Genomic DNA, 19,613 nt, shown 5'->3' on the forward strand with positions numbered 1-19,613 from the left:
ACGGATGCGGAAGACTCTCCTTGCATCGCTTGCACTTGTGAGCGCTCTTGGCATGACCCTCACGGCTTGTGGACAGCCGGCCAGCCAAGGTGGCGGCACTGCAGACGGGAAGCTGGAAAAGACCAGCTTGAATGTCGGCGTGCTTCCTCTTGCGGACTACGCCGCCGTCTATTGGGCGAAAGACCACGGGTACTTCGACAAGGCCGGCCTGGATGTCACTCTGACACCAATCCAGGGCGGACCGATCGGTATCCAGCAGGCCGTCGCCGGCCAGCTGGACCTCAGCTTTTCCAACACCGTCTCTTCCGCCATCGCGGTTGAGGGCGGGGCCCCGGTCACCACGGTGGTCCTGACGAGCAGTCTAGGACCACAGTCCCTCGGCGTCTTCGTCAAGGCTGACTCGCCCGTCAAAGCAATCACCGACCTCGACGGCAAAACCATCGGCATCAACACGACCAACACCATCGGTGACGTAACTTTCCGGAATCTCGTCTCCTCCCAAGGGCTCAACGTTGCTCCCTCATGGGTGGAGGTTCCGTTCAACGAAATGATCGCCGGCGTGCAGGCGGGATCCATCGAGGCCGGCTACCTTCCGGAGCCCTTTGCTTCGGCGGCCGAAAAGGCGGGCCTGCGGCGCGTCGTCGACCTTTCCAGCGGCCCCAACGCCGGCCTTCCCATCTCCACCTTCGTGGCGAGCAACAACTTTGTTAAGGACAACCCCGACACCACGGCGGCGTTCGTTGATGCCGTCTACGCGGCGGGCAAAGACATCACCGGCAAGGAAGCCGACTTCCGGCAGTGGCTGCCAAGCATCGCCAAAGTGCCCGCGGAAGTTGCCGGCACCATGGCCCTTCCCCACTTCGAAACCGCCATGAGCGTGGAGAAAGTCCAGTCCGTGGCGGACATCCTGATCAAGCAGGACATCATCAAGAAGTTTGATGCCGGCAAGTCCACCTACACCACGCCGGGGAAGCAGTGAGGCTCCTCCGGGCCCCCATCGGCCACACCAGGATCTTCGTCCTTGGTGTCCTCGGGACTCTCGGCATCCTGGCGGTGTGGGAGCTCCTGCTCCAGAGCGGGGCGATCTCCAAGCCTGGCCTTCCCGTCCCCACCCGCGTCTTCGGTGAAGCTGCGGGGCTGGCGGCCAACACCGTCTTTCTCAACCAAATGGTCACCACCATTGGTGAGTGGTTGCTTGGGCTCGGAGTCGCAGCCGTGGCCGGCGTCCTGCTCGGAGGCCTGATGGGCGCCTTCCCGAGGGTATTCGTGGCGTTTGAATATCCCGTGGAAGTCTTCCGAACCCTGCCGTCGATCGCCGTCGGACCCATCCTCGTGCTGTTGCTTGGCGCAGGCGTGGCACCCATCGCCATCACGGTAGCCCTGTCCAGCGTGTGGCCCATTCTCCTCAACACGATGTACGGCGTCCGGGGCACCGACGCCACTGCCGTGGCTACCGCCAAAACATTGGGCGTCGGAACGTTGGGACTGCTGATGCGCATAAGGCTCATGAGTGCCCTGCCCTTCGCTTTCACCGGCGTCAGGGTGGCAGCTTCCATCGGGTTGATCGTGACAGTCAGCGCCGAGTTGCTGATTGGCAGCGGACAAGGAATCGGCGGCTACATCCTTCTCGCCAGCACCAACGCCGGGAACCTGGACGCCGTGTACGCCGCCACTCTCATCGCCGGGGTTCTCGGCGTCCTGATCAACACCGCCTTCGCAGTCGTGGATCGAGCAGCCTTCAGTTGGAAGAAAGGACTGGCACAATGACCACCGCCGTTAAGTCGCGTGCACCGCGCATGCATGGCTCCGGCATCGCAGCTGACCGGATACTTCTGCGGCTTGTGGTTCCGGCCGTTCTCGTTGGCATTTGGTGGGCACTGTCCGCTGGACCGGGCACGGGCCTGTTTATTGCCAGTCCCTGGGCGGCGCTCGTGCGCGCCGGCGATGAGTTCCTCAGCCCCGACATCTCATCGTTCTTCCTGGGCGAGGCTACCTTCCAGCACCTTATTCCGAGCCTCGCCAGGGCAATGGCGGGCCTGGCCCTGGCAACAGCCGCCGGGGTGGCGGCCGGCATTGCGTTGGGTTCCGTTCCCGTGCTGGCTTCGCTCTTCCAGCCCCTGATCCACCTTGGCCGCTCTCTTCCCAGTCCAGCACTGCTGGGAGTGTTCTTCCTTCTGTTCGGAACCGGGGATAGCCCCAAGATCTTTCTCATCGCTTTCGGCGTTGTGTGGCCCATTCTGTTCAACACGATCGACGGGGTGAACTCGATCGGCCATCAACGGCTTCAGGCAGCGGCGGTCTTCAAAATCCGCCCCTTGGATGTGCTCTTCAACGTCATCCTGCCCGGCGCCTCGCCCAAAATCTTTGCTGGTGTACGGACATCGTTGTCGCTGTCCCTCATCATCATGATCATTTCGGAACTACAGAAATCCAAGAACGGACTGGGTTACCTCCTGGTCACCACACAGCGGACCTTCGACTACACGAATTTCTGGGCCATCCTGATCGTCCTTGGTCTCCTGGGCGTGGCTCTCAATGTCTTATTCCACATCGTCGAACGCCGGGCTTTGTCCTGGCACCGAGGAGCGACACAACAACATGACTAGCGCAACCAGCACAGAGCAGGCCATTGAACTCGAACTGCAGGCGGTCACCAAATCCTACGGACAGAATCTGGCCGTCAAGAGCATCACAGCAAGCATCCCCCACGGGAAGATCAGCGTCATCGTGGGCCCCTCGGGCTGCGGTAAATCCACACTCCTGCGCATCATCAGTGGCTTGGATACCCCCACCCAGGGAACCGTGACCTTCAACGGCAAACCCGTCAAAGGTGTGCCCGACGGACTCGCTATGGTCTTTCAGGACTACTCACGTTCCCTCTTTCCCTGGATGCGCGTCGATAAGAACATCGCTTTTCCTTTGCGGAGCGTCCCGGTGGAAGAAAGACGCCAAAGAGTACAAGAGGCGATCGACGCGGTGGGACTCACTGGCAAGGAAAAGCTGTACCCGTGGCAAATGTCCGGCGGAATGCAGCAGCGTGCCGCCATCGCGAGGGCACTGGCATCGAACCCCAAGCTCTTGCTGATGGACGAGCCGTACGCATCAGTGGACGCCCAGACACGGTCCGATCTTGAGGACCTTTTGCTGGATATCCACGCTTCCTTGGGGGTGACGGTCCTGGTTGTGACCCACGACATCGACGAGAGCATCTACCTGGCGGACCACGTCATAGCCCTTTCAGCGCCTCCAAGCGTTGTCGCAGAGACGGTGGAGGTGGACCTTCCCCGGCCAAGGGATCAGGTGGCTACCAAGCAGGAACCCCGGTTCGTGGAGCTTCGTGCCCACGTCGCGTCCCTGCTCCGCAGCCATTGAGGCCGGCCAGGCAGTGGACCTCCCCTTTCGCACCATCAATGACGGACGGAACTCGATCATGAACCCCGACAAAACCGGAGCTGCGCCGAGCAAGACGATGCGCCCCTCCCCTGCAACACCCGATGAGATTTACGTCGGAGGCACGTGGCGGCAAGGAGCCGGAAAGCTCATCGAGTCAATCGATCCGGCCACGGGCGCGTGCTTCGCAACGCTGCACGGAGCCACGGTCGATGATGTCGATGCCGCCGTCCAGGCAGGCTTGAAAGCGGTCGAGAACAGTGGTTGGGCGCGGATGCTCCCCCACGAACGGGCCACAGTGCTGCATCGGATCAGTGACGCCATCCTGGGCAATGCGGAAAGAATCGCTGAGCTCCAAACCCTCGACACCGGAAAAACGCTCGCTGAAACCCGCGCCCTCGCCGTCAGTGCCGCGGGCACCTTCCGCTTCACGGCGGCTGCCTTGGAAACTTTGGAGGACGCTCTGACTCCCTCCCGCGGCGACTACCTTTCTGTTTCGATGTACGAGCCCGTGGGCGTGGTGGGCGCCATCACGCCGTGGAACTCGCCGATCGCCAGCGACGCCCAGAAGGTTGCGCCAGCCCTTGCGGCAGGCAACGCCGTGATCATCAAGCCCCCGGTGTGGGCGCCCTGGGTTTCGCTCCTCTTGGCCCGCATTTGTGACGACGCCGGCCTGCCGCCCGGGCTGCTCTCCGTACTGCCGGGACCGGGACGGACGGTGGGTGACGCTCTGGCGCGCCATCCGCAGGTCGGCAAGATCTCGTTCACGGGCGGCACCTCCACCGGACGGACCCTGGGCGCGGTTGCCGCTGAAAAGATCATGCCCATCACGTTGGAGTTGGGCGGCAAGTCGCCCACCATTGTGTTCGCCGATGCCGATCTTGACCAGGCCGTGGCCGGCATCCTGTACGGAATCTTCTCTTCGACCGGCCAGAGTTGCATTGCCGGTTCGAGGGTCTTCATCCAACGTTCGATCTTTGAGGAAGTCCTGAACCGGCTTGTCGATGGGGCCAAACGGCTCCGCGTTGGTCCCGGTTCCGATCCTGCCACGCAAGTGGGCCCCATGGTGACGCACGAGCACAGGGACAGTGTGGCTGCCATGGTGGACGCTGCGTGGCGGGATGGGGCCACTGTGCTCTGTGGTGGCGGGCCTCCGGAAGATGAGGCACTGCATGCCGGAGCCTACTTCCTGCCAACCATCCTGAGCGGGGTGTCGAATTCGGCCGCCATTTGCCAGGAGGAGATCTTTGGACCGGTGGCAGTGGTCCTGCCTTTCGACGACGAAACCGACCTCGTCCGGGAAGCAAACGACACCGTCTTTGGTCTCGCGTGCGGTGTTTGGACGAGCGATTATCGCCGCGCATGGCGCACAGCCAAAGCCATCCAGGCGGGAACGGTGTGGATCAACACTTACAAGCAGTTCAGCATCTCGACGCCGTTCAGCGGGTCCAAGGAAAGCGGGCTGGGCATCGAAAAGGGCCGCGAAGGCATCCGCTCCTATATGCGGCAAAAGAGCATCTACCTGGACCTGTCCGGTAACCCCATCGACTGGGCGGCCCAGCAACCCGCCGTCGAACAATAATGAAAGGCACTTCAGTGAGCACCAGCCCTGCACGCCGCACTTTGCGTGTACACCAGAAAAAGTGGGAGGCCGACGGCGTCACCAGCCTCACGTTGACCGACCCGTCAGGAGCCCCTCTTCCCTCGTGGGTTCCCGGGGCACACCTGAGCCTCCGCCTTCCCAATGGACTCACCCGGGAATATTCACTGTGTTCGGATCCGTCGAGTTCAACGTCATGGACGGTGGCCGTGCTCCGCACCCCCGACTCCCGTGGTGGAAGCAAGTTTGTTCACGAGAACCTCCCAGTGGGCTCGTTGCTTGACGTGGAGGGTCCCCGGACGAACTTCTCATTGGAGGAGGCCGGAAGCTACGTATTGGTGGCAGGTGGGGTGGGTATAACGCCAATCATCGCCATGGCCCGCCAGCTGGAAAGTGATGGCGCGGACTGGTCTCTCCTTTACACTGGCCGGTCCAGGGCCACCATGGCGTTCCTTGATGAAATAGCCGGCATGCCGCAGGACCGTGTGACGGTCCATGCGGATGACGAAGCCAATGGCACCTTCGCGGATATTGCCGGTGCGGTAGGTTCCCTCGACGCAAATGCGCTCGTCTACGTGTGTGGTCCGGAACCTCTCATGAAAGCCGTTGAAGCTGCCCTCGAAGACCCCTCCCGTCTCAGGCTGGAGCGGTTCAAGGCCCCGGTCCCTGCTTCCGCGACCGCCGAGGAGAGTACCGGCTTTGATGTCGTGTGCAAGAGCACCGGCCAGCGCATCACTGTCGGCCCCGACATCTCGGTCCTGGATGCCCTCAACCAGGCCGGAGTCGACGTCCCGAGTTCCTGCACGGAAGGAATTTGCGGCACGTGCGAGGTGGGTGTCGTTGAAGGCGACGTCGACCACCGGGATTTCCTCCTGAGCCCAGCCGAACAAGCCGAAAGCAGATCCATGTTCGTCTGTGTTTCCCGTTGCCGCTCACGGGAGCTCGTCCTGGACCTCTGATCCTCAATCCGCCCACCCAACTCAATCCGGAAGGTTGTCCATGACTTTTTTCGCCGCTGAACCCGTATGCAAGCTCCGATCGCTCCGATCGGTTTCCCTCAAGGTCCCCCGGGCCGTCGCAGCCAAGGATTTTTACCATGAAGTCTGGGGCCTCTCCACCGTGGAGGAAGACAGCGACAGGTTCTGGCTGCGGGGAACAGGTTCGGACCACCACATACTTCGCCTGGAACAGGCCGAGCAGAACGGACTCGGCTCCATCTCGTTCGCCCTCTCCACTCCACGGGACGTGGACGTCGCGGCAGTCAAACTCGCAGCCCTTGGCATTCCGCTGTTCCGGGAGCCCGGTCCCCTGGATGACGCAGCCGGCGGCTACGGGCTGCAATTGGTGGACCCCGAAGGGCGGCTGCTGGAACTGTCCGCGAACGTCCACGCAGTGGTCTCACAGGAACCCGGCGGCAGGCGCGCCCTGCCGCGGAAAATTGCCCACGTTGTCCTGAACACGGTGGACATTGATCGTGCCACCGATTTCTATACGCAAGTGCTTGGCATGCGGATCTCCGACTGGTCGGAGCACCAAATGGCTTTCCTCCGGTGCAATGCCGAGCATCATGTCATCGCCTTCAACCAAGCGCCGTGGTCCTCCGTCAACCACGTTGCCTACGAGATGCAAAGCATCGACCACTTCATGCGCGGGATAGGAAGCCTGAAATCGCACGGTATCGCCCCGCAGTGGGGGCCTGGCCGGCACGGCCCCGGCGACAACACCTTCTCCTACTTCACCGATCCCAACAACCTGGTTTGTGAATACACCTCGGAGGTTGCCCAAGTGGATGAAGACAGTTGGCTCTGCCGCACATGGAGACGAACCCCTGAGCTGTCCGACCAATGGGGAACCGCGGGACCGCCCACGGCAACCGTCCGCAGTGCAATGGCGGGCATTGCCGATCCTGGGTACCGCGACTTGGTACAGCCTGGATCCGGTGACTATTTCCTGAGCATGGAGGCTGTCCATGCCACCCACTGACAAGGCCATGCGTTGGATGTCGTCCGAAGGCATATCCATTGAAATGCGCGGTGCCGGGGTCCCGGTCCTGATGATGCACGGGATCGGCGGCAACGCCAACTCATGCGCCCTCCTGGCGGAACGATTGAGCAGCAACGGTTACCGCACCATCTCCTGGGACGCGCCAGGCTACGGTCAATCCACGGACGCGTCCGTCCACGACGACCATGTGGACGTGGCGGCTGCGTTGATTACGGAGCTGGGCAGCGGTCCCGTCCACGTCTTTGGCACGTCATGGGGTGGCGTCATCGGCACCCAGATGGCAGCACGGTATCCGGAGCTGGTGCGCTCTTTGGTCCTGGCCAGCAGCACCCGAGGGTCCTGCCTGACGAAGGAATCGGCGGACAGAATGCTCAAACGGATCAATGAACTCCGCGACGTCGGACCCGAGGTTTTTGCCGCCAGGCGCTTCCGCAGATTGGTCTCCCCCGTGACGCCGACGACGGTGGCCGACACCGTGCGCCGCGAGATGGCGGCGGTCCGCCTGCCGGGATACTCGGCAGCGGCGCGGATGATGGCCCGGACCAACAACACAGTTGTCCTGACTGCGCTCAAAGTCCCTTCCTTCGTCGTCGTCGGCCGGGACGACTTCGTCACGGGCGTCGAGGAGTCCCGTTTGGTGTCAAAGCTCATCCCTGGTGCCGGGTTCGAAATCCTTGAGGATGCAGGGCACGCCGCATTGCAGGAGCAGCCCGGGCTGATGGCCGACGCCGTGCTCCGTTTCTGGGCGGGCCAGGCATGAGCCGGCTCGTTGTGGTCAGCGGATCCGGCCGGGGGCTGGGATTCAGCATCGCCGAACGGCTCGCCGTTGGAGGGGACCACGTTGTGCTCGCCGAGAAAAGCCCGCAATTGGCAGAATCGGCCCAGGACACCCTGCGATCGCGGGGCCTCTCGGCAACAGCGATCATCACGGACATCTCCGATGCCTCCTCCGTCTCAGCGCTGGCCACGGCTGTGGAAAGACTGGGGGGCGCCCATGCCCTGGTCAACAATGCGGCACTTGCCGACGGGGTGGGAGGGGACGCATTTTGGGAACTCGATGACGACTTCTTCCAACGGGTCATGACCGTCAATGCCTTTGGCACGTGGTTGATGAGCAAGCATTTCTATCCGCAGTTAGCGGTGAAATCCGGCAGTTCCATCGTGAATATTGCCTCGGACGCGGCGCTGTATGGCTCACCCCGGCTTGTGCACTATGTGGGGTCGAAGGGAGCGGTGCTGTCCATGACCCGGACGATGGCCCGCGACGCCGGCCCGGCCGGCGTCAGGATCAATGCCGTGGCTCCGGGGCTGACCCGGGTGGAAGCAACCGAACGGGTCCCGGCTGACCGCTTCCAGCTCTACCAGGACCGCCGGGTCCTCGCCCGGGAGCAGACTCCTGACGATGTGGCCGGCGTGGTGCAGTTCCTGATCTCGGATTCAGCAGCTTTCATTACCGGCCAAAACATCGTTGTTGATGGCGGATTCGTCATGGGTCAGTAGCCAGCGCAGTGATGACCCCCTTGAACATCAAAAAGAAGGAGAACCGTACGTGGACCTGCAGTTGAAAGATCGGACAGTGGTGGTGACGGGAGCCAGCTCAGGCGTTGGCCTCGCCACCGCACGGCTTCTCCTGGGCGAAGGAGCCCGGGTAGCGGCATGCGCACGGGACGTGGACCGGCTTGAGGAAGCGTTCAGCGAATTCTCCTGGGCCGACCCGGATTCCATCCTTTTGGAATCCTGCGATGTCACGGACCGGAACGCTGCCGATGCCTTCATCACCACCACACTGAAGCGCTTCGGTGGCATCGACGGACTGGTCTGCAACGCAGGACGATCGCTGATGGCAACACTGGAAGACACCACAGACGAGCAATTCCGGGAAGAGTTCGACCTCAAGATTTTCGGTGCCTGGAACATGATCCGCTCCGCGCGCGCGTCGCTTGCCCGCTCGGCGTCCGCCGTCGAGGTAAGCCAACCGCCGTCGTCGACGACCCGCCGGCCGGGCGCGGCGATAGTCAACGTCAACGCCATCCTGGCCCGGCAACCGGAACTTCGCCTTGCGGCGACGTCTGCAGCCCGGGCCGGGCTGCTCAACCTGACGCACTCGATCGCCGAGGACCTGGCATCGGACGGCATCCGCGTGAACTCAGTGATGCTCGGGCTCATCGATACAGGCCAGTGGCGACGGCGCTTCGAAAACGCGATGTCCGACCTCGGATACGCCGACTGGAGTGCCGAAATAGCCAAGGACAGGGGCATCGGACTGGGCCGGTTCGGCACAGCGGAGGAAGTGGCTTTCCACATCGTCACGCTGCTTTCGCCACTGAGCGGCTATACCACCGGAACCACGGTGGAAGTCGGCGGCGGCGTGAACCGGTACGTCTGACAACCACTCAAGCTACGAAAGGGACTCGATGTCACAGAAACAATCAACCAACGGACCCAACGGCGGGGACGTACTGGTCAGGGTGATGCGCCGTCACGGGATCGACACCGCCTTCGGCGTCATCAGCATCCACAACCTCCCCCTGGTGGAAGCCGTGGACCGTGAACTTACCTTCATCCCCATGCGCCACGAAGCCGCCGCGGTGAATGCAGCCGATGCTTACGCCAGGGCAAGCGGCAAGTTCGGTGTTGCCCTGACCAGCACCGGTACCGGAGCCGGCAATGCGGCCGGCTCCATGGTGGAGGCGTTGACGGCGGGAAGCCGCGTCCTGCACATTACCGGCCAGATCGACAGCGAATTTCTCGGCGGGAACCGCGGGGTTATCCACGAGGTTCCACGCCAACTGCAAATGCTGGACGCCGTCTCCGGATACGCGCGCACCATCTTCAACTGCAAGGACGCCGAAGCCGATCTGGAGGAGGCCATTGCCCACCTGCAGTCGCTGCCGCATTCCCCCTCCAGCATCGAATGGCCCACTGACCTGCAATACCTGGCGCGCCCCGATGAGCAGCGGGCCATCGAGGCCGCTGAGCGGCTTCCCCCCGAGGTGGATGCCGATGCCCTCAACGAGGCAGTCGAATTGTTGGCCGCATCCAAGCGCCCGGTGATCTGGGCAGGTGGCGGGGCTTCCGGAGCAGGCGAAGCGCTGGCGTCCCTCATGGAGCGTCTGGGAGCCGGGCTGCTGAGCAGCAACTCCGGGCGGGGCGTTGTTCCCGAAGACCACAATCTGGTCATCGGGAACTTTGCCACTACGCCGGAGGCATCAAGGTTGCTGGCGGAGGCGGATCTGCTGCTCAGCATCGGCACGCACTTCCGATCCAACGAAACCAAGCACTACCACCTGGCGTTGCCCGCGCCCCATATCCAAATAGACATCGACGCCGACGCCATCGGCCGCGTCTATCCCGCCGATGTTGGGCTGCTTGGTGACGCGCGGAGCATCCTGGCCGCCATCAACGGGCAGCTGGACGCCCGGCGGGGCCCGCATCAGTCCGACACCGATCCGGCCGCAGGGTCCTGGCCGAAGAGGGTCCGCCAGGTCCGCTACTCCGTCCGGGAACAGCTCTCCGGTTACATCGGTGGATACGCCGAGGTCTGCGAAAGCATCCGTCAAAGTTTCCACCGCGAATCGGTCATCGCCAGGGACGTGACGATTCCTTCCAGCCAGTGGGGCAATCGGCTGCTTCCGATCTACGCAAGGGAAACCAACGTCTTTCCCGTTGGTGGTGGCATCGGCCAAGGCCTGGCCATGGGCATCGGCGCAGCTTGCGCGCGGCCGGAGGTTCCCACTGCAGTAATGGTGGGCGACGGCGGCCTGGCCGTCCACCTTGGAGAGCTCGCTTCCTTGGCCGGTTCAGGCGCATGGTGTGTGGTGCTCGTGTTCAACGACGGCGGTTACGGTGTGCTCCGAAACCTCCAGGAGGCCAATGGATTTGCGCGGGCGGGAGTGGATCTCAGAACTCCCGACTTCGAGCTGTTGTCGCGTTCGCTCAGCCTGCCGTTTTGGCGCGTAGAGTCACCGGGGACCTTCGACCAAGCCTTGGTTGAAGCATTGGACGTCCGCGGACCGGCCGTCATCGAAGTTGACGTCACAGCGCTGGTCCCCCAGCCGGGACCTTTTGTTCCTCCCGTCCACATCCCGCAGCCCGGGCACGAGGAGGCCTGAATGGAAACTTTGAATTTCAGCGACCCTGGCCTCGGCCGTGTCATGGACACAGATTCCCCGGATGGGCTGTCCATGCCCAAGTACCCCGTTGTCTGCCTGAGTGGTTCCGGCACTACGGACTCGTGGTTCTCTTTCCAGCGTGATGACTTAGGCGCCCGGGTGTGGGCCGAGGAGCAGGCTTCCGCTGCTGCTGGGAGCGCCCGGGGCTGGGCGGAGTCTGCTGCTGTTGCCTTGAAGAAAGCGGAGAACGGTCCGGTACACATCGTGGCAACCGGCCCTGATGTCCTGGGCGCCGTCATTCTGGGTTCAACCCATCCCGGGCTGGTGATGAGCCTCATCCTGGGCGACCCGGAGGTGGACCCCCAGGATCTCCAGCTGGCCGGCGTGATGTCCGAGGTACAAGCTCCCACGCTGGTGATTGCAGCAGCACCAACCCTCGATACGGACATCTCAAAAGCTCAGAGCGTGGCCGGAGGCATCCGGAACGGGGTCTTCGTCATCATCGACCATTGCGGGATCCCCGCTCACCGGAACCGTCCCGGCTCCTTCAATGAGTGGGCCACATCGTTCATCAAGATCGCAGAAGGCCTGCACGCCTTCACCCGACCCGAAAAGGATGGAAATGCCTGAACTGTATCTGGATCCAGCCCAGTCGCGCCTGGGGAAACCCCTTGGTCCCTACGAGAAGAAGCTGTCAGGAGCGTTGGCGGAGATCTTTGGCGGGGGGACGCATGACTTGGAAGGAGTCATTGCGGGACTCAACACCCTTGGCTTGCACGCACCAAACGGCGAGCCCTGGAACGAAGAAAGCTTCCGTGCCGAAATGCGACGACTAGGAGAATAGCCCATGACCATCACAACAGCTCCGACCTCCGGACAAGCAGGCGCCCCGGTATCACGACCAGTCGGAAAGAAGAAGTACGCAGTGGGCGTACGCCATCACATGGATGCCGCCGAATTGGCCGCCAGTGGCCTTCGCGACCGCTGGTACCCCATCATCCCCTCGCGGTTCGTCGGTGCGGGAGCCATGGTCAAGGTCAAAAGGCTGAACATCGACTGGCTGCTGTTCCGTGACGCCCGGGGGCAGGTCCGCATGCTCGAGGACCGGTGCCCTCACCGTAGTGCACCGTTGTCTGTGGGCCAGCACCTGGGAGACAGGATTGCTTGCAAGTACCACGGCGTCCAAGTGGATGGGACCGGAAAAGTGGTTTCCGTTCCAGGGATGCCCGGCTGTGCTTTGGAAGGCAAGACTGCCACGGTGTCGCTTTCCGTTGTTGAAGCTGCAGACACGATCTTTGCGTTCATGCCGCTCACGGAGGATTCCGAGGTACCGGAATTCAAGGTCCCGGACCGGCTGGCTGATCCCGCCGTCGCCTGGTTTTCCAACTATGCCGAGTGGAGGGGCCCTTGGCGCTTCTACATGGACAACGTTCTGGACCCCATGCATGGCGCCTTCCTGCACCGTGAATCACATTCAATGTCCGGCGGCGATACCAGTGCGCGGTTCCGGATCCGTGAGACGGAACGGGGATTCTTCTTCGAGAAAACAGATCAGCGCGGCGTCAATTTCGACTGGGTTGAGTTCTGCCGCGACGGCATGGACTACGTTGACCTGGAAATTCCGTACGCCCGGTCGGCGGGACCAGGCGGCGTTTTCGGAATCGTGGGAATGTCGACGCCGATCGACCAGGAGACGTCCGCCGTCTTCCACTGGCGTACCCGGCGTGTATCCGGCTGGGAACGGGATGTGTGGAGGTTCATGTACAAGGCAACCCTGGAGGAAAAACACTGGGTGGTCCTGGAACAGGACCGCGAGGTTCTTGAGGCCCTGGCAGCTGACGCAGACAGGGAAGAAAATCTGTACCAGCACGATCTCGGCGTAGCCAGGATTCGCAGAATCCATCAGGCCGATGCACGCGAGCAAGCCGCCAAACTGGAAGCGCTGTAGCTTCAGGACCCGGTTGTCGCTTGAGGTATCGCGGTCACACACAAGTACGCCCGGAGCCTGCCAGTAGGCTCCGGGCGTACTTGGTTGCCGACTCGTACTACCGGGTTACCCCGTGCATTTCGGAGGACGGCGGGTAGAAAGGAATCTCCGGCTTCCTGGAGCCGATAATGACGCAGATCAATGCGTCTTCGTCGCTGACCGTCCGAAGGCTCCTGGGTACACCGGCAGGTACACGGATCAAATCGCGGTAACCCAGAACCCGGCTCGCCTTCTTGGTCCCGTCTTCGACATCGTGAACGCTGAATTCAACCTGTCCCTCGAGAACGAAGAACACTTCTTCCACGTCGGGATGAGTATGTTCCGGACCTACGCATCCCGCCGGGAGAACCATGTTGGAGAAGGTGAAATGCTCCGCTTGGAGGACATTGGTATCACCGGAATGGTCCCCCGTGGCGCCTGAACCGATGTAACGGACCTGACCACGACGGAACTTGGCGCCGGCCTTCGTTTGGAACTTCAGGGTGTCGAAATCGACCTGCCGCGTGTCCCTTGAAGCGATGGACGAATCAATCATCGCTTCAAGTTCGGGCGTGGTCTCCGTTGCTGCAACAGCTTCACTCATGATGGACCTCTCTCGTTGCTACTGCCTTGTTGCGGACGTCTTCGATGACGCCGCATTCAACTATCTCCTTGGATCTAGTTATCTCAACTCTAAGATAACCAGATCTGAGTGACAAGCAGGACAAACCCGATGGACTCACGCACCAATCTTCCTCGTACTGAGAAAGTCAGTGCTAAGTTATTTATGAAAAGGGCAACCACGATGAGAATGGACCACCATGGGTAAGCAACCGGACACCAGCGACACAGTGGACAGCATCCTCGAGGATTGGGCCCGCGAGAAGCCCGGACTGGACGCCGGTACCATCGGCGTCTTCGGGCGCTTGGCCCAGATCATCATCAAACAGCGCGTCATTGAAAACTCAGTTTTCGAAAAGTACGGCCTCACCCTGGCCTCCTTTGACGTGCTGGCAAACCTGCGCCGCTCCGGTGAACCACACCGGAAGACAGCCGGCGAGCTGGCAAGTTCGTCAATGCTGACCACTGGCGGGATCACGTTCAGGCTAGACCGCATGGAGGAACAAAACCTCATCGAGCGGGTGCGCACGCGTACCGACCGACGCGTCGTCTACGCGCAATTGACCCCGCACGGCAAAGACGTCATCGACTCCATTTTCGAGGAGCACCTCGCCACACAGCGCCAGATGCTGGCCGGGCTGAACGCCAAGGAAATCACCCAGCTCAGCGGGCTCCTCAGGAAGGTGTCCGCTTCCATCGACCACTTCGAGGACGGACAGTCAGTACCCACCGCTGACGCCGGAAAGTGAAACAGGAATGACGTCCCATCGCATAGGAATCATCGGCTACGGAGCCATCGGCGCGCGCGTCGCCGAGGACATCTCCCTGGGCAAGGTGGTGGGCGCAGAACTGGCCGGCATCATCAGCCGCACCGACAACGGAACCGGGCGTCCCGCCGTCGAACGCCCCTTCCCTTCGCTGACCTTGGAAGCGGCCCTGGAGTGCTGCGAGCTGATCGTGGAGTGCGCGGGGCAGTCCGCCGTGGCTGAATACGCTGAAAAGATCCTGGGCGCGGGCGTAGATTTCCTGATCACCTCCATCGGCGCCCTTGCCGACCAGGGCCTGGCAGCACGCTTGAACGCGTGCGGTCCAGGGAGATTGTTCATGACGTCGGGCGCAGTGGGCGGGCTCGACCTCCTTGAAGCCGGCGCAAGGGAAGCCGCCTACGATTCCGTGGTGGTTTCCACCACCAAACTTCCTGAAACGCTGGTCCAACCTTGGATGGAACAGGAGCAAGCCGATGGGATCCGAGCGACCACAGAACCGCTGGAGGTCTTCCTCGGCTCAGCCCAGGAAGCGGCACGGCTGTTTCCGCGCTCACTCAACGTCGCAGCGGCCGTGGCTGAGGCCGTCGGGGATTGGGACGGCGTGCAGGTGCGGCTGACGGCCGACCCGAAGGCCTCACTGACCAGCCACGTCATTGAAGCCTCGGGCCCCTCCGGCGAATACCGCTTCGAGATCCGCAACAACCCCAGTCCGCAGAACCCGAGGACCAGCGGGATAGTCCCCTTTGCCGTCCTCCGGTCCTTGGAAGCGGCGATCGGCGAACGCGGAGGGCTGGTCTAGCTAAGCCTGCTTCAGCTGCATTGATGCGGGGATCAGCGGTCCTCCGCCGGCCGCGGCCGCCACACGACAACTGCCTGGGAACGACCCCGTGGCCGCTGCCCGCGGGCAAGGCTGACGACGTCGCCGGCAGCTCCCGCCGCGAAGATGCGCGCATCCATCGGCGTGCGGCGCCGTGACAGTTCCTCGGTCAGTTCAGCCACCCGGTACTGCAGCGCGGCCACCTGGTTCTCAAGGTCAAGGATGCGCTTGATGCCCTCGAGGGAGACGCCGGACTGCGAAAGGCGCTGGACCTCCCGCAGTTTATTGACGTCGTTCTGGGAGTAGCGGCGGGACTTGCCGGGGGCGCGGCTGGGCGAGACGATGCCCAGGCGGTCGTACTGGCGCAACGTCTGCGGATGCATGTCAGCGAGCTCCGCAGCGACGGAGATGACAAAGATCGGCTGGTTGACGTCGATTGCCATGACCTGCCTCCTTACAACCGGGCCTTCGCGGCCAGGTCGCGACGCGGGTTCGCGTCAATGGTGGCAGCAGCGAACGCCTTGACAGCTTCTTCCGCTTCTTTGTTCAGGTTTTGGGGAACCGCGACGTCGATGGTCACCAGGAGATCGCCGGTCGCCTTGGACGTCTTCACGCCACGGCCCTTGACCCTCAAGGTACGGCCAGAGGGTGTGCCCGCCGGTACACGCAACTTGACGGTGTCGCCGTCGAGCGTTGGAACCTCAATGGTGGCGCCGAGCGCCGCTTCCGCGAACGTGACAGGCACGTGGATGCGGATGTTGTCGCCGTCGCGCTGGAAGAAATCGTGGGGCTTCACGCTCACGGTGATGATGAGATCACCGTTGCCGGCAGGACCGACGTTGCCCTTGCCACGCTGACGGACCTTCTGCCCGTCCTTGATCCCGGCTGGAATCTTGACGTCGATCACGTTGCCGTTGCTTTCGCGCAGGCTCACCGTGGTGCCTTTGATGGAGCCGGCGAAGGAAATGGTGGTGGTCGCCGTGCGGTCCGAACCTTTCTGCGGAGCCCGCTGGAAACCGGTCTGGCCGGCACCGCCGAATCCCCCGCCGAACAAGTCGGCAAACTCCGGAGGGATGCCTCCGCCCGCAGGCTGACGGGCGCCTGGTCCGCCGCCGAACAGGCCGCCAAAGAGGTCCTCGAACCCACCGTTGGCACCCGCACCGCCACGCCCGGCTCCCGGAGCAAACCGGGCCCCGCCACCCATGGCACGGATGGCATCATACTGCTGCCGGTCCTCAGGACTCGACAACACCGAGTAAGCCTCGGAAATGTCCTTGAACTTCTTCTCCGCAGCAGCATCCCCGGAATTCGTATCCGGGTGGTACTGCCGGGCTAGCTTGCGGTAAGCCTTCTTGATATCCGCGTCGGACGCGTCCTTGGCGATACCAAGGATCGCGTAAAAATCCTTTTCAACCCAGTCCTGGCTGGCCAAGAGCGTTTCCTTTCTAAAACAAACAAAACGTACGGCGAGACTACCTCTAAGCCGTAGCGGATGAGGGGGCCCGGGAGTGGCATCGGGCCTGCCGGAGCGTGGCGGCCGAGTCCGTAGGACTTAGCCGCCACGCGTAGGGGCGGGGCCCCCTCATCCGCGAAGGCGGAGGTTAGGCCGGAACCGCGACAATCACTTGGGCTGCACGCAGGACACGCTCTCCTGAGCGGTATCCGGAGCGCAGCACCTGGCTGACGGTGTCAACCTGGATGTCCTCGCCGGGCTGCTGGATGAGTGCCTCGTGGATGGTGGGGTCGAATTCGACTCCCGTGTCCGCGATGCGTTCCAGTCCGTACGTCTTCAGCGCGTTCTCCAGTTTGGTGGCGATCGCGGCGAAGGGGCCGTCCTCGAGGTCACCGTGCTGGCGTGCGGCGTCGACGTCGTCCAGCACCGGGAGCAGGGAGTTCAGGACGCCGATGACGGCCATCTCCCCTGCTACGGCGCGGTCGCGTTCGACGCGCTTGCGGTAGTTGACGTACTCAGCCTGGAGGCGAAGGAGATCGTTGCGGAGCTCCGCTGCCTGGGCTTCAGCTGCGGCACCGGAGGCTACCGACTCTTCAGCCGGCACCTCTACCCCGTTGAGGATTTCCTCAGCCTGGGAGAGCGCATCGCCGTCCGAGGGAGCTGCATTGCCTTCGCTGTGAGCCGTGGCTTCGCCTTCAGGGTGGCGGGCTGCCCCGGTTTCCGGGTCAACCTTGCGGTTGTCCCGAATAACCGGCTTGCGCGGCTCGTTGCCTTCTGAGTGCTCTGCTTCGTTGCCGTGATGAGGCATGGCTACTTCTTCGCTTCGTCTTCGTCGATGATTTCGGCGTCAACGATGTCTTCGTCGTTGGCTGCCTTGTCACCGGCAGGTGCGCCTTCAGCGCCGGCACCCGGAGCATCAGCTGCGGCGGCCTGCGAGTAGATGGCTTCGCCGAGCTTGGTCTGGGAGGCCTGGAGCTTCTCGAACGCGGTCTTGACGGCGGCGTCGTCGGTGCCTTCCAGTGCGGACTTGAGGGCGTCGACGTCGGCCTTGACCTCAGTCTTGACCTCTTCCGGCAGCTTGTCGTCGTTGTCGGCGATCAGCTTGTCCACCGAGTAGGCGAGCTGCTCTGCGGAGTTACGGGTGTCCGTAGCTTCGCGGCGTGCCTTGTCCTCTGCAGCGTGCTCTTCGGCTTCACGGACCATGCGGTCGATGTCGTCCTTGGAGAGCGCGGTGCCACCGGTGATGGTCATGGACTGTTCCTTGCCCGTGCCCTTGTCCTTGGCGGAGACGTGGACGATGCCGTTGGCGTCGATGTCGAAGGTGACCTCGACCTGCGGGACGCCACGCGGTGCCGGAGCGATGCCGGTCAGCTCGAACGTGCCCAGCGGCTTGTTGTCGCGGGTGAATTCACGCTCGCCCTGGAAGACCTGGATGGCCACGGACGGCTGGTTGTCGTCAGCGGTGGTGAAGGTCTCGGAACGCTTGGTGGGGATGGCTGTGTTGCGCTCGATGAGGTGCGTCATGACACCACCCTTGGTTTCGATGCCGAGGGACAGCGGGGTGACGTCGATGAGGAGGACGTCCTTGCGCTCGCCCTTGAGGACACCGGCCTGCAGTGCGGCACCAACGGCCACAACTTCGTCCGGGTTGACACCCTTGTTGGGCTCCTTGCCGCCGGCGAGTTCCTTGACGAGCTCGGAGACAGCAGGCATACGGGTGGAGCCACCGACGAGGACAATGTGGTCGATGTCGGAAACCTTGATGCCGGCTTCGGCGATGACGTCGTGGAACGGCTTCTTGGTGCGGTCCAGCAGGTCCTTGGTGAGGTCCTGGAACTTGGCACGGGTCAGCTGCTCATCCAGGTGGACCGGGCCGTCAGGGGTGACGGAGAGGTACTGGAGGGAGATGTTGGTGCTGGTGGAGGAGGACAGTTCCTTCTTGGCCTGCTCTGCAGCTTCGCGGAGACGCTGGAGGGCGATCTTGTCCTTGGAGAGGTCGATGCCCTTGACCTTGAGCTGGCTCAGGAGCCACTCGACGACGCGGTTGTCCCAGTCGTCGCCACCGAGGCGGTTGTCACCGGCGGTTGCGCGGACCTGGATGGTGGAGAAGTTGTCTTCGTCCTTGCCAACCTCGAGGAGGGAGACGTCGAAGGTTCCGCCACCGAGGTCGAAGACCAGGATGAGTTCGTCTTCCTTGCCCTTGTCCAGGCCGTAGGCCAGTGCAGCCGCGGTGGGCTCGTTGACAATACGGAGGACGTTGAGGCCTGCGATTTCGCCGGCTTCCTTGGTGGACTGGCGCTCGGCGTCGTTGAAGTATGCCGGAACGGTGATCACAGCGTCGGTGACCTTTTCGCCCAAGTAGCTCTCGGCGTCGTTCTTGAGCTTCATGAGGATACGCGCGGAAATTTCCTGCGGCGTGTACTTCTTGTCATCGATTGCGACGCTCCAGTCGGTGCCCATGTGGCGCTTGACGGAGGCGATGGTGCGGTCGATGTTGTTGACGGCCTGGCGCTTGGCGATTTCGCCGACCAGGACTTCGCCGGACTTGGAGAACGCAACTACGGACGGCGTGGTGCGGCCGCCTTCTGCGTTGGCGATGACGGTGGGCTCGCCACCTTCGAGAACAGAGACCACGGAGTTGGTGGTTCCGAGGTCGATACCTACTGCACGTGACATATCTTGTTTCCTTTCAATGGCCGATGTTGGAGATTGCACCTGGCAGTGGTCCGCTGGGCGGTTGACCTGTCGGGAGCCTGCTCAACAATCGGCTAGTTGAGCGTTCTGCACTCAACTGTACTCAGCCCTGGATTTAAGTCAATCCAAAGTTGAGTCTAGTGCGCTCAACTTTCTGGAAGATGCCCCCGAGACCCCCGGAATCACGCG

General features: G+C 62.6%; 21 protein-coding genes. 16 read left to right on the plus strand and 5 right to left on the minus strand.

Annotated features, from left to right (window positions below; translation table 11 throughout):
• The first annotated feature begins 52 nt into the window (after positions 1-52).
• Genes PV760_RS07790 through PV760_RS07855 form a run of 14 tightly spaced genes read left to right on the plus strand, consistent with a single transcriptional unit; the run spans position 53 to position 13,054 of the window.
• The gene (locus PV760_RS07790; protein ID WP_275776408.1) at positions 53-979 is read left to right on the plus strand and encodes an ABC transporter substrate-binding protein; all 927 of its coding nucleotides are present in this window, start codon (positions 53-55) and stop codon (positions 977-979) included.
• Positions 976-1,767 (plus strand): ABC transporter permease, encoded by a 792-nt coding sequence (locus PV760_RS07795; protein WP_018778276.1) that lies wholly within the window; start codon positions 976-978, stop codon positions 1,765-1,767. The genes PV760_RS07790 and PV760_RS07795 overlap by 4 nt, the downstream gene beginning before the upstream one ends.
• Positions 1,764-2,606 (plus strand): ABC transporter permease, encoded by an 843-nt coding sequence (locus PV760_RS07800; RefSeq protein WP_354627494.1) that lies wholly within the window; start codon positions 1,764-1,766, stop codon positions 2,604-2,606. Before PV760_RS07795 ends, PV760_RS07800 begins: the two co-directional genes overlap by 4 nt.
• Positions 2,599-3,372 carry an ABC transporter ATP-binding protein gene (locus PV760_RS07805; RefSeq protein ID WP_039243034.1) on the plus strand — a complete coding sequence of 258 codons (774 nt, stop codon included), beginning with the start codon at positions 2,599-2,601 and terminating at the stop codon, positions 3,370-3,372. Before PV760_RS07800 ends, PV760_RS07805 begins: the two co-directional genes overlap by 8 nt.
• Positions 3,338-4,972 carry an aldehyde dehydrogenase gene (locus PV760_RS07810; protein WP_354627495.1) on the plus strand — a complete coding sequence of 545 codons (1,635 nt, stop codon included), beginning with the start codon at positions 3,338-3,340 and terminating at the stop codon, positions 4,970-4,972. Before PV760_RS07805 ends, PV760_RS07810 begins: the two co-directional genes overlap by 35 nt.
• Before the next feature lie 14 nt (positions 4,973-4,986).
• On the plus strand, positions 4,987-5,949 hold the full coding sequence (locus PV760_RS07815; protein WP_209783749.1) for a PDR/VanB family oxidoreductase: 963 nt from the start codon (positions 4,987-4,989) through the stop codon (positions 5,947-5,949).
• Positions 5,950-5,989: 40 nt separating this feature from the next.
• A complete protein-coding gene (locus PV760_RS07820; protein ID WP_354627496.1) occupies positions 5,990-6,973 on the plus strand; it encodes a VOC family protein in 984 nt (327 codons plus the stop codon).
• Positions 6,960-7,754, plus strand: coding sequence for an alpha/beta fold hydrolase (locus tag PV760_RS07825; protein WP_064722521.1), 795 nt, complete (start codon positions 6,960-6,962; stop codon positions 7,752-7,754). The genes PV760_RS07820 and PV760_RS07825 overlap by 14 nt, the downstream gene beginning before the upstream one ends.
• Positions 7,751-8,494: an SDR family oxidoreductase gene (locus tag PV760_RS07830; protein ID WP_055972697.1), complete on the plus strand. Its 744-nt coding sequence runs from the start codon at positions 7,751-7,753 to the stop codon at positions 8,492-8,494. The genes PV760_RS07825 and PV760_RS07830 overlap by 4 nt, the downstream gene beginning before the upstream one ends.
• 49 nt (positions 8,495-8,543) lie before the next feature.
• Positions 8,544-9,380, plus strand: a complete 837-nt coding sequence (locus PV760_RS07835) for an SDR family oxidoreductase (protein ID WP_039243036.1) — start codon at positions 8,544-8,546, stop codon at positions 9,378-9,380.
• A 28-nt stretch (positions 9,381-9,408) separates the two neighbouring features.
• Positions 9,409-11,106 carry a thiamine pyrophosphate-binding protein gene (locus PV760_RS07840; protein ID WP_354627497.1) on the plus strand — a complete coding sequence of 566 codons (1,698 nt, stop codon included), beginning with the start codon at positions 9,409-9,411 and terminating at the stop codon, positions 11,104-11,106.
• Positions 11,107-11,736, plus strand: coding sequence for an alpha/beta fold hydrolase (locus tag PV760_RS07845; RefSeq protein WP_354627498.1), 630 nt, complete (start codon positions 11,107-11,109; stop codon positions 11,734-11,736).
• A complete protein-coding gene (locus PV760_RS07850; protein ID WP_018778265.1) occupies positions 11,729-11,950 on the plus strand; it encodes a recombinase-like helix-turn-helix domain-containing protein in 222 nt (73 codons plus the stop codon). Before PV760_RS07845 ends, PV760_RS07850 begins: the two co-directional genes overlap by 8 nt.
• A 3-nt stretch (positions 11,951-11,953) precedes the next feature.
• Complete coding sequence (locus PV760_RS07855) at positions 11,954-13,054, plus strand: Rieske 2Fe-2S domain-containing protein (RefSeq protein WP_354627499.1); 1,101 nt, start codon at positions 11,954-11,956, stop codon at positions 13,052-13,054.
• A 97-nt stretch (positions 13,055-13,151) separates the two neighbouring features.
• Here PV760_RS07855 and PV760_RS07860 read toward each other — a convergent pair whose 3' ends face one another.
• Entirely contained in the window at positions 13,152-13,676 is a 525-nt protein-coding gene (locus tag PV760_RS07860) for a cupin domain-containing protein (protein WP_018778263.1), read from the minus strand.
• Positions 13,677-13,893: 217 nt separating this feature from the next.
• Between PV760_RS07860 and PV760_RS07865 the strand changes: the two genes are divergently transcribed.
• Both PV760_RS07865 and PV760_RS07870 read left to right on the plus strand, forming a co-directional pair.
• Complete coding sequence (locus PV760_RS07865; protein ID WP_354627500.1) at positions 13,894-14,442, plus strand: MarR family winged helix-turn-helix transcriptional regulator; 549 nt, start codon at positions 13,894-13,896, stop codon at positions 14,440-14,442.
• 7 nt (positions 14,443-14,449) lie between these two features.
• The gene (locus PV760_RS07870; RefSeq protein ID WP_039243041.1) at positions 14,450-15,259 is read left to right on the plus strand and encodes an aspartate dehydrogenase domain-containing protein; all 810 of its coding nucleotides are present in this window, start codon (positions 14,450-14,452) and stop codon (positions 15,257-15,259) included.
• A 32-nt stretch (positions 15,260-15,291) separates the two neighbouring features.
• Here the strand turns inward: PV760_RS07870 and PV760_RS07875 are convergent, their stop codons facing one another.
• The 4 genes from PV760_RS07875 to dnaK all read right to left on the minus strand — a co-directional run bounded on the left by PV760_RS07875 (position 15,292) and on the right by dnaK (position 19,406).
• Entirely contained in the window at positions 15,292-15,720 is a 429-nt protein-coding gene (locus PV760_RS07875) for a heat shock protein transcriptional repressor HspR (protein WP_018778260.1), read from the minus strand.
• A gap of 11 nt (positions 15,721-15,731) precedes the next feature.
• Positions 15,732-16,709 (minus strand): DnaJ C-terminal domain-containing protein, encoded by a 978-nt coding sequence (locus PV760_RS07880; protein ID WP_210077636.1) that lies wholly within the window; start codon positions 16,707-16,709, stop codon positions 15,732-15,734.
• Between the two features lie 169 nt (positions 16,710-16,878).
• Positions 16,879-17,538 carry a nucleotide exchange factor GrpE gene (locus tag PV760_RS07885; protein WP_018778258.1) on the minus strand — a complete coding sequence of 220 codons (660 nt, stop codon included), beginning with the start codon at positions 17,536-17,538 and terminating at the stop codon, positions 16,879-16,881.
• A 2-nt stretch (positions 17,539-17,540) separates the two neighbouring features.
• Entirely contained in the window at positions 17,541-19,406 is a 1,866-nt protein-coding gene (gene dnaK / locus PV760_RS07890; protein ID WP_018778257.1) for a molecular chaperone DnaK, read from the minus strand.
• Positions 19,407-19,613 lie beyond the last annotated feature (207 nt).

The organism is Paenarthrobacter sp. CC6 (assembly GCF_040560085.1).
GTDB classification, from domain to species: Bacteria; Actinomycetota; Actinomycetes; order Actinomycetales; family Micrococcaceae; genus Arthrobacter; species Arthrobacter nicotinovorans.